Source organism: Streptomyces sp. ERV7 (genome assembly GCF_001653515.1).
Classification (GTDB): Bacteria; Actinomycetota; Actinomycetes; order Streptomycetales; family Streptomycetaceae; genus Streptomyces.
The window spans coordinates 17,653-28,024 of record NZ_LYOY01000037.1 but is presented as its reverse complement, the minus strand read 5'-3'; the positions used below and the strand labels follow the sequence as shown (position 1 = coordinate 28,024).

Below are 10,372 nucleotides of genomic sequence, written 5' to 3'. Positions count from 1 at the left end.
GCCCCGGCAAGCTCCTCACCCCGCGCGACGTCTGCCCCGACACCGGCCTGGCCCGCCTCTCCTACGGCCAGCTGCGTGCCCTGCTGGACCGGCACACCTGCGTCGGCGGCCAGGAAGAAACCGGCTGGGAACCCCACGAGTTCCGCCACTCCGGGCTGACCCACCTCGGCGAACAGGGCGTCTCGCTGCTGCTGTTCATGGCGAAGTCGAGGCACAAGTCCGTCAGCGCCGCCCGGAAGTACTTCAAGCCCGGCGCGACCGCCCTCGCCGAAGTCACCAGCCTGCTCGCACCCAGCGACCGTTGAACCGCGACGCCATGGACTTCCCAGCCTGCGGCGTCGCCGCGTCAGGCCGGACAACGCGGTCTGTCGGAAGGCCGGTTGAGATCTCTAGGCTCTGTCCATGTCGAAGCAGCAGCGGGGCAAGAAGCACCGGACACCGCAGAAGCGGGTATCCCGTCCTTCCTTACCGAGCCAGCGCAGGGCGGCTCCGGCACTGCCGGGGAGCATGGATCTCATGGCGCGGATGCTGGAGCACGCCAAGCCGGACCAGATCGTGGAACTGGTGCTGCCCTTCCTGTGGGCGGCGCTCTCCGACGGCCGCGCTCCGGCGAACATCTGCGTGGATGCGTGCATGACGCTGCGCAACGCCTACGGCCAGCTGGGGGTGCGGGCCGAACTGCTGCCGGTCACCGTGGCCATCCAGAAGAAGGACGGAGGCGGAACCCTCTACGGTTCGCTCACACCTCGCTGGAAGGGGACTGAGTGGAACGGGCACTGCGCGCTGGTGCTCCCCGATTCCGAGCGGTTCGTGGACCCGACGATCGAGCAGTTCGACGAGGTCCGGAGGGTCGGGATGGGTCCGATGGTCGGCAAGGTGGCCATGTCGACCCGTGAAGACGGCTCGCTGGTGGAGCCGGGAGCGAAGGTGATGCTGCAGCGCGGCGACCTGGTGGTGACGTACACCGTTGCCGGCCCCGAGGCCCTGGCCTCCATCGTGGAACACCCGGAGGCGATCGCTCACGCCGATGGTCACCGGCGTACCGGGGTGAACACCGCGTCCCTCACGCTGGCCGCCCTGCGCGCCGAGGGCGTACGCGACCGGGCCATGCAAGCCCCTCACCCAAGGCTGCACACCCTGCTGCAAGCGGTAGGAGATGCCCCGTACGAGTCGGACGAGGCGCAGGACGTGCGGTTCCACCTGCCGGATCAAAGCGGCCAGGAACAGTGGCTGCGGTTGGACGAGATCCCGCTGCCGCCGAGCACTCCGGCCACCTGGCCGCGCTGAGCCGGGACCTACCGATCCGGAACAGTCTGTTTGTCGGCACCCCCGGTCACGATGGCCACACCCAACGATCTCCGGGAGGGGACATGACGAACGTCTGGATCATGAGGAAGATCCCGACAGGGCGGGCACGGGTCAGGGAATCAGGCGCGTCCTGGTGCGGGCTGACGCCATCACCTACCTGAGCGCCAACGACCACCAGGTCCGCGCCAGTGAACTCGGCTCGGACGACATCACGGTGCTGGTCGACGAGAAGGACGCCGGGTTCAACGGTCCGCTGTTGCCCAGCCTGACCCCGCCAAATCACCCCGCGGAAGTGCAACAGGCCCTCACTACACATTGAGGTCGCCCGGTTGTGTGCAGTGATGTCTCCGTTCAGGGTTGGGAAACGATCCGATGCGCCTCCCACTGAAGGGATCAGTCATGAATGCACTGCCTGCCCGAGGTACTGCGGTCTCCGCGCTGTGCGCTGCACTCGTGTTCGGCCTCGCCGGGCCTGCCGCTATGGCGGCCGCCGACGATTCGATAGGCGAGAGCGGCCACGCGGCACTGGCCCCTGGCGTCGACGCGCTTCGGGCTCAGATCCAAGAACTCGGCAACCACGGCATCACCCTTCCGGCAGTCACCGATCTACTCCGTACTCTCCAGGCCGACGACCCGGCCTCGCCGCCCACTGCCCAGGTCCAGGCGGCCGTGGAGGAAGTTCAGACAGCCCGGAAACAGCTCGGTACCGTCACCACCAACACTCCCGCCGACCCACCCCCGGCACAGCTGAAGCAGATCACTGTGCTTGCCCTGCTCAACGCGCTCTTCGGCTTGCTGGCGCAGACCGTCGAGATTCCTGTGATCACCCCCCTGAAGCCGTGAGAACCCAGGCGCGAGAGTGCGGGCATCGGAACGCGGGCGGCCCCGCTTGCGTACTCTTAACCGGGTTAAGGAGAGGCGCTGTCAGGCACCCTGAGGTTTCTCTCCGCCCACCGAGCACGTCGCCCGCGGTCCTGGCTCATCCGGAACGGCTTGAGCGATATCGGGTCATCGAAGCGAGCGCTCAGGCTTGGTACACCGGGGAGCCGTTCACGCTCTGCATCAGCCAGTGGCATTCGGTGAGCCCTGCGGCCACCGCGAACGTCCCCGGATCCTCGATGCCTCGCAACTCATCGTCTGTTGGCTTCGCGGTGCATCTCCCAGAGCAGTTGATGCAGTGACTGCCAGTACTCGTAAATGGCCAAGCGGTAGACGGCCGTTGCGCCGAACACTCGCACCAATTCGATATAGTCATCGGGCAACCACATACCTAGCGCCTCGAAAACTGCCGTCCAATCCTTTTTGACTGGAGGCGTTACAGGCTGTCCGATGATCCGAATCAGCAGCTCTACGTGAGAGTTCATGGCTTTGCCGTCAAACGCCACAGTGGCCCCGCCGGAAAAAGACCCGGCGGGGCCACTGCGGCATTCCTATACGCTAACTATGGCAAGCTTTCGCCAACTTACGAGAAACGGACTGCCTCTCAACGATGGCGCATGGTTCTTCAGGGTTTGCCGCCTTCGCAGGGTGGGTATTCCATGCCAATGGAATACCCACCCAAACCATTACTCATCATTCGATGAGGCGAAACCATCCTGGCTCTGGTTCATCTAGGACTCCCTCTTGCGTCATGTCGCGGCATTCCTGCATAAGGTCACCCCTAGGCGGAACGGGGCTCATGCCAACGCTTCGCGCAAAAACCTCCAGGCGCCAAACATCAAACGCCTCCGCCCCGTCCAGGAGTAGGTCCATTTCGATCTCAGCGCCATCGGCTCCGACCATCCGACACCCGCGCCCATGGACGGAGTACGAAAAGCCAGCGTCCGACTGCCCTCTCCGTTCCAGCTCCCCCGCGCGGACAGCTTCCAGCACGTGCTCCAGCGTGTCGAACTGAGGATAGTTGCCCGCCAGCGCCGTTCTGATGAGCGTGCGATACCGCAGGAAGGAACGCACACAGACAGCAGCTTCATTCGACTGACTCACCGGCGCCTCCGCCCTCTCCGCTCCTCGGGAAAGTCCCCGCCTACTTCGATAGATGCCCAAACCACTTCATCGGCGGATTTATACTTGTAGGCCTTGACCTCATCAAGTGTAAGAGATCGGTACTGAACATCGATCCCCGCCTTCTTAGCCGCCGCAAGTCGATGGTGACCGTTGATCACATAGCGCCGACCCAGATGCTCATATACCTCGATGGGCCCACCGACCCAACCATCCCTGGTCATGCTTTCGGCAATTTGATCGACCTGTTCACGATCTCTGGCTCCTCCGAGTTGCTCCGTTCGCTCCAATTCATGGGGGCTGATGGAGCAATTGTGGACGAGAACTGAAGTGGTCCCCGCCAGCACATAGTACGCGTGGATGTCCCCAATGGTGAGGTCGTTCGTGCGTTGCTTGTGCGTGACGTGCTTGATGGCAGAGATCTGGATGTACGCGCCGGAGCTGGTGCGCAGTAGTTGGCCCGGCTTCAGGTCGCCTGCTTGGACCCAGCGCTTGATCTCGGGGACCCAGAAGGGATGAGTGTCCGTAGCCACGATGTGGGACGAGGTCTCACCGACTCTCAGGGTGAGCTCTGTGAAGTCCTTATCGCCTTCTGTCGAGATGGTGGCGACGACTGGTTTGTCAACCGTTTTCCCGGAGCTCGTGTCAGTCGTAGTAACGATGTCGCCAACGGCGATATCCTTGATGGCCCTCTGGCTGCCGTCAGCCATCAGCACTTCGGTGTCCGTCGGGAAGCTGTGTGGGCGTGGGCAAGTCGATAGGCCCTTCCGGACGCCCGCCCGTACGCCAGCGCCTCCGAGCTCGCCGCCTCCGCCGATTCCTATCTCTCCCACGCGGGCATCAGAACCGGTGTACAGGCCCGCTTTAAGGTTGGCTTCGTGGAACTGCCTCAGATAGAACGCAATGTCGTCACAGTTGCCCTTCTCTGCCGTGCAGGCAGAGAGCATCGCACTGACCTGGACTATCCAGCGCTCTTCCGCGTCGTTGGGGTCGTACCACTTGATCTCGCGTTCATAAGCCTTGATGTAGCGTCGGCGGAATTCCCAGTCACGTTCAGGGAGCCTGATGTCCGCGCCATTAGGATCCGTATACGCCACATCGTTCACCGACGGCTTGTCCTTGGACACCGGCTCGGCGCCGGACGGATCCGGGTTCTTATCGGTGATGACTCGCCCGCGGTAGCACTTGGCACCTTCATTGCAGTCCTGGTCCATCAATCCGCTTGGATCGGAGCCAGTGACCGGGTTGTTGTGGGCGTATACGTAGCCGTTGTGGCTCTGCGGATCGCCCGTGTCGAGGAGCGGGTCGACGCTGATGAACCGGCCGGTGCTGGGGTCGTATTCGCGGGCGCCAAGGTGGGTGAGGCCGGTTTCGGTGTCGTTGGTGCCGCCGACGAAGCCCTTGGTGCCTGCCCAGGTGGCGGGCGGGGTGCCGCGGCCCTGGCCGAAGGGAGTCATCCGGCGCTGGGTGGCCACGCCGTCGGTGGCGTTGATGCTGGTATCGGCGGTGCCGTGGTGGTCGGTGACCTGGAAGGTCACCTTGTTGTCGTCCGTACGAACGGCGGTGGCCGCGCCGAGCGGGTAGTAGCGGGTGGCGGTGGGCTTGGCCGCGCCCTTGGTGAGCTTCAGTTCGGTGGCGCCAAGGTAGAGCGTGGTGCTCTCGTCGGCGGGGTTGGCTGTGTCGAGGGTGTGGCCGGTGAGTCGGTTGCCGCCGGGGTCGTAGACGTAGTCGGTGGTTTTCTTCGTCGTCACCGACGAGTTGCCGGATTTGGTCTGGACAGTGTCGCTGACGGTGCGCAGGTGGCCTTCGCTGTCCCAGCTCAGCGTCTGATCGCTGGAGGGGGCGGCACTCGGATTGAGGGTGCGGCGGGTGGTGTTGCCGGCCTGGTCGTAGTCGTAGGTGCCGGAGACCGGAGCCGTGTTGCCCGTGGTGGTGGCGGTGGACAGCAGGGAGTGCGGGCGGGCCGCCCCTGCGGCCGGGTAGGTGTAGGTGCGGGTCTGGTCCTTGGACGTGTCACCCGTGGTGTTGTGCTGGGTTTCGCTCTTGCGGGTGCCGTCGGTGTTGTAGGTGTAGCTGGACCAGTAGGGGGCCGGGCCGCCGAGCTTGCCGCCGTCCGGGGTGGTGGGGCAGGCCGGGTCGGTGGGGGTGAAGGCCTCGGTGAGGCGGGCGAGGTAGTCGTACTTGAAGCACTGGCGGTCGGTGCCGGTGCGTGAGACGTCGCTCAGTTCGGTGACGTTGCCGGCCTCGTCGTACTTGTAGGCGTTGGCGCGGGCCGGTACGGCGGTGTTCTCGGTGTCGGTGCGGCTGACGGAGAGGCGCTGGGTGCCCTGCTCGTAGCCGTTGGTGATGGTGGTGCTCACGCCGCCGGCGTTGAGGGTGGTCCGGTAGGGCTTGCCGGTCAGCGTGTAGGTCTGGCCTGCGAGGTAGGTGGACAGGTTGCTGCTGGCGGCGGTGGTCTGGTGGAGCTTGTTGTAGGTGAAGGCGACCACCTCCGTCGGCAGGCTGCCCGCGGCCGGGTACGAGGTTGCCTGGACGGTGCCGTCGTAGCTGTAGGAGCTGCCGGTGGCGTAGTCGCCGGCCAGGGCCTCCTGGCCCGGGACGGAGGGAACGGTGAGGGTGGTCTTGAGGGGCCGGTACAGCGGGTCGTAGGTGTTGATGGTGGTCTTGTACGGGTAGACCGTGCCGCCGATGTTGACGTGGCGGGTTGAGGTGGCCAGTTGTCCCTTGATCTTGTCCCAGGTCTGGGAGGTCAGCAGCGGGCCGGTGGCCGTGCCCTCGTGGGTCTCCAGGAGGCGGGAGAGGTTGTCGTAGACACTGGTGCTGGTCTTGCCGCGACCGTCCGTGGTCGTGGTGAGTTCACCGCGGTCGTTATAGGTCTTGGTGGTGGTGCCGCTGTCCGGGTCGACCGCCTTGGTCTGGCGGCCGAGCTGGTCAAAGGTCCAGGACCACTGGGCGCCCTGAGGGCCGGTCAGCCCGGTCATGTGCCCGGCGGTGTCGTAGCGGTAGGTGGTGCTGTCGTACGGGCCGGTAGGACCGGCCGGGTTGGTGGCCTGGTACTGGCGCAGCTCGGTGGTCTGCCCTTGGGCGTCGCTGAGGGTGGTGGTGGGGGTGGCGCCCTTGGGCGGAGTGACGGTGACGCGGTCGCCGCCGTAGACCGTGGTGGTGGTGGCCAGCGGCGTGCCCGTGCCGTTGCCCGAGAGCAGGGTCGACTTGATAGTGCGGCCCAGTCCGTCGTACTCGGTGGCGGTCTGGGTCTCGATGCCGTCGGCGTCCACCACCGTGAACAGGGTGCCACTGGGTGCGGCGGTGTTGTGGTAGGGGGCGTAGGCGAGGCGGACCTGGCCGCGCTCGTCGTAGAACGTGTCGGTCAGGATGCGGCCGCCGTCGGGGCCGGGGGCCTGGGTCTGGCGGACGCGGCCGAGGCCGTCGTACAGGGTGTAGCTGGTGTCGTAGGAGCCCTCGTTGGTGACCGTGAGAGTGGCAACCGACTGGATGGCGTTCTCGGCGCTGATGTAGCGGAACTGCAGGTTTGCGGACTCGCCGTTCAGCTTGGAGCGGTTGGGCTTCCACACCTTCAGCGGGCGTCCGAGCGCGTCGTATTCGATGTCGGTGCGCAGGTTGTTGGCGTCGGTGGTGATGTACGGCAGGCCGCGCAGCGGCTCAAGGTAGGACGTGGTGGTCTGGACCGTGGCTGTGTTGCCGGCCGTGGCGGGCGGGCTGGCGACCGCCGCCTTGGTGGGCCGACCGGTCGCCGGGGTGTAGACGGTCGTCGTGGTCCGCGGACTCGCCACCGGGGTGGTGACGGGTGCCTTGGCGGGGGCGTCGGGGTCGAAGACGCTGGTGGAGGCCAGCGCCGTGGTGGCAAGGGGCCGCCCGTAGGCGTCGTAGCTGGTGGTGCTGTCGAGGTAGGTGGCGGTGCTGCCGCTGCGGGACTTGAGGGTCTCGGTCATGGTGACCAGGCCCTTGGTGGGGGCGGCCCCGTACGCCTGGCCGTCGTAGCGGGTGCGGGTGTCGGACAGGACCACAGAGGTACCGTCGGCACGGGTGTCCCGGTCAGGGTTCGCGGCACAGTAGGACGCGTACGTCTCCGTGTGGATCGCGGCGGCCCGGATCCAGTCGTCATCCGCGTAGGTGGTCCGGGTGCACTTGTCGTCACCCGCCACCCATGTGTCGCCCAGATCCTCGACGGTATAGGCGCGGCCGAGGTCGTCGAAGGTGGTGTTGACGCGGGTCTCGCGCCACCTGTCCTCCGACTCCAGGTAGGTCAGGCTGCGGCTGCGGCTGGTGCCGGTGAGGTTGGCGGTGGTGGTGCCCCAGTCCCGGACCCGCTTGGCGGTCTGCTTCTTCCAGGGCGTGTTCACCGTCTTGGCCAGGATCTTCCCGCCCGGCTTGTCGAAGGTCTCGCTGCGGTACTCGAAAGCGGCCCAGGCCTCGTCATCGGTGAGGTCGTTGCCCTCACCGTCAGGAACGGTGACGCTGCGGGTCTTGGTCTTGTCAGCGGGGTCGGTGCGGTCGCCGTTCATGCCGCGCAGGAAGTAGTGGTCGGCCTGGGTGGACATGGCCTGGCTGCTGCCGGTCTGCACCCGGACCTTGCCGTAGCCGCGCCACTGCGACCAGGTCTTGAGCTTCTCCTTGGTGATGCCCTCGGTGTCGTCGAACGCCCACGCGCCGCCGTCGAAGTAGGTGTAGTTCGTCTGGGAGCTGAGAGCCCCGCCGGTGCGGTCGGAGGAGATGACCGAGTCGACGACGTACTTGTTGAACCACTCCGTGGTCACCGGATCACTGAAGCCGGCCTGGTACATCTGCGGAAAGCAGCGCGAGGTGTTGGACTGCGGACTCGGCAGGCTGTCCCAGGAACAGGCCGCCTGCGAGTAGTTCACATCCAGTTGCCCGCCCGACTCGTCGAGCACGGTCCGCAGCCGCTGCTTGTAAAACCCCGGCCGCCCGTCCCCGCTCTTGTCCAGGCGCCCGATCTGCGCGCTGTAGGACAGGGTCGTCGCCGGCAGCGGGACAGGCGTAGGCCCGGCCAAGCCGGTGTGCTGGATGGAATCGAGCAGGAGCTGGTAGTCGAAGTCCGCGGTGCCCCACTTATGCGTCAGCGCCCAGGAGTCGACCGGCTTGTAGCTGCCGTCACTCTGCAGGGTCTTGGCAGTGACGTTGCTCAGCCGGGTACGGCCCCAGAACGTCGGAGCCAGCCGCCCCATGTCGCACTTGCTACCACTGTTGCAGTTCTGATCCCAAGGGGTGTCGTACCAGTACTGCCGATTGGTGTCTATCTTCGCCGGGTCACACAGCGCGGTGTCTTTTTCCAGGCAGCGTTCGGCGGTGGCGAAATCCACCCGCGCCATCGGCTTGACGGTGTCGGAGTAGAGGTCCTTGAGCTGCTGACCGTACTCGATGTGGTCCAGGACCGAGGCGCGGACATAGGGGGTGCCGTCGGTGTCCTTGAGGTTGCGGCCGTAGGTGTTGGCCTCCTGCTTGTACCAGTAGGTGATGTCGTTGCCGCTGGAGTCGATGACCAGGTCAAGGTTCCAGCGCCGGCCCTGCTGGCACCACGAGTCCGCGAACGCCGCCTTGTTGCACGGCTCACCGCTGTTGTTGCCGAAGACCGGGACGCTCTCCACCGACTTGGTCTCCGGCTTGCCGATAGTCCAGTTCGTCAGCCGGTTGTAGCCGAAGTAGTAGCGGGTGCCGTTGGCGGTGGTGGCGCGGAAGTACTCGCCGTCGTTGTCACCGTTGCCGCGGTCGCTCTGGCGCCAGTGGAAGACCCGCGTGTTGTCGTCGCCCTTGATGCGCCATTCTTCGTCGTTGATCGGGATCAGTTCGCCGGCGTGGCCGTCGAAGCTGATGGTGGCGTTGTCATAGGCCCAGCACAGGTCCCCCGGCTGCTGCCCATCCGTCTTCACCCCGTCCTCGCCGCACGGCTTGTAGGAACGCTCGATGTAGCCCGGCGCGATGCTGAAGCCGTCGCCCGCCCAGGAGGCCTGGTTGTTGCTGTTCGAGGTCCGCCCGTCGATCGCACCCGAGCTGTAAGCCAGCCCCACCGTGGGTGCCAGCCCCATGGGCACCGACGGCACCGGCATGTTGTACGACCAGGAGAACGAACCACTGTTCAGCGCCGTGCTCCACGTCGACGCCGCCGACAGCGGGGACGCCTTGTAGTCACCCGACGGACCCGTGGAACCGGCAGTCGCTGCCAGAACCGTCGCCCCACCCGCCAGCGCCTGGGCCCCCATCGCCGGGGCTGCGGACTTCGGCGTGGTCGCGGTGCCCGGCAGGGTGACCGCGTCGGCCGTCACCGTGTGCCTCTCGGCATCGTTGCGGCCCGCCAGGGGCATCACTGTGCGGCATTCGGCCTTGTTCGGCGTAGTCAGGACGCAGGCGGGCATTTGCACCAGCCGCAGCCGCGCGCCATATCCGGCACCGGCCGCATCCGCGAACGCGCTGTAGTCGACACTGACCTGCACGCGTCTGCCCGGGCCACCATTCGGGGTGACCGTCATCAGCAGACCGTCCACCCCTGCCTTCTGCGCGGTCTTGCGGTCCAGCATTTTGACGGTGGTGGCCGTGTCCCCGCCCGCGAACCACGGTGCGGCCTGCTTCTGCGGCGCGAGCGGGCCGTTGGGCACCACGCCCAGCGACACGGGCAGGGAACCGGCCTTGACCTTGCCACCCGGCTCGCCTGACGCCGACTTGGCGCTCAGCGCACGACCACCGTCGGCCGGAAGGGTGACGCTGGCGGTGGCTTCCTTGGGCCAGGCAGCCTTCGGGGTACGGGGTTTGGAGACAGTCTTGTCCGCTTGGCGTGGCTTGGTCTTGGCGTCGGTGCCCTTGACCGGCTTCTCCTTCCACGTCGCGACGGGAAGGTTCGTTTCGGCCACGGCCTGTGGGCCGGGTAGGGCCTGCAGCAGTCCCGCCACCAAGGCGGCCGACAGGACGGCAGCGACTCGCGCCGTCGTGCGGGTGCCCGCTCGGCGGGCTGGTGTGATGCGCATCGTAAGTAATCCCCCGCCGCACCGGGACAGGGTCCGGTGCGGCTGATCGTGCCGGCCACGGGCCAGGC

At 66.2% G+C, this 10,372-nt stretch carries 6 protein-coding genes and 1 pseudogene; 4 read left to right on the top strand and 3 right to left on the bottom strand.

Going from position 1 to position 10,372, the window contains the following annotated elements:
- The 4 genes and pseudogenes from A8W25_RS14495 to A8W25_RS14480 all read left to right on the top strand — a co-directional run.
- Window positions 1–305 (top strand): annotated as a pseudogene (locus A8W25_RS14495) (site-specific integrase); the annotation flags it as partial.
- A 97-nt stretch (window positions 306–402) separates the two neighbouring features.
- Entirely contained in the window at window positions 403–1,287 is an 885-nt protein-coding gene (locus tag A8W25_RS14490) for a hypothetical protein (RefSeq protein WP_158942540.1), read from the top strand.
- A gap of 154 nt (window positions 1,288–1,441) precedes the next feature.
- Window positions 1,442–1,627: a hypothetical protein gene (locus A8W25_RS14485; RefSeq protein WP_067161401.1), complete on the top strand. Its 186-nt coding sequence runs from the start codon at window positions 1,442–1,444 to the stop codon at window positions 1,625–1,627.
- Window positions 1,628–1,707: 80 nt separating this feature from the next.
- Complete coding sequence (locus tag A8W25_RS14480) at window positions 1,708–2,151, top strand: hypothetical protein (RefSeq protein ID WP_158942538.1); 444 nt, start codon at window positions 1,708–1,710, stop codon at window positions 2,149–2,151.
- A 287-nt stretch (window positions 2,152–2,438) separates the two neighbouring features.
- On the opposite strand, the gene A8W25_RS33975 is transcribed toward A8W25_RS14480, so the two are convergent.
- The 3 genes from A8W25_RS33975 to A8W25_RS14470 all read right to left on the bottom strand — a co-directional run bounded on the left by A8W25_RS33975 (window position 2,439) and on the right by A8W25_RS14470 (window position 10,304).
- Window positions 2,439–2,672: a hypothetical protein gene (locus A8W25_RS33975; RefSeq protein WP_234386455.1), complete on the bottom strand. Its 234-nt coding sequence runs from the start codon at window positions 2,670–2,672 to the stop codon at window positions 2,439–2,441.
- Window positions 2,673–2,880: 208 nt separating this feature from the next.
- Window positions 2,881–3,261: a DUF6896 domain-containing protein gene (locus A8W25_RS35705; RefSeq protein ID WP_067161395.1), complete on the bottom strand. Its 381-nt coding sequence runs from the start codon at window positions 3,259–3,261 to the stop codon at window positions 2,881–2,883.
- A gap of 26 nt (window positions 3,262–3,287) precedes the next feature.
- On the bottom strand, window positions 3,288–10,304 hold the full coding sequence (locus tag A8W25_RS14470) for an RHS repeat-associated core domain-containing protein (RefSeq protein ID WP_158942534.1): 7,017 nt from the start codon (window positions 10,302–10,304) through the stop codon (window positions 3,288–3,290).
- Window positions 10,305–10,372: the final 68 nt, after the last annotated feature.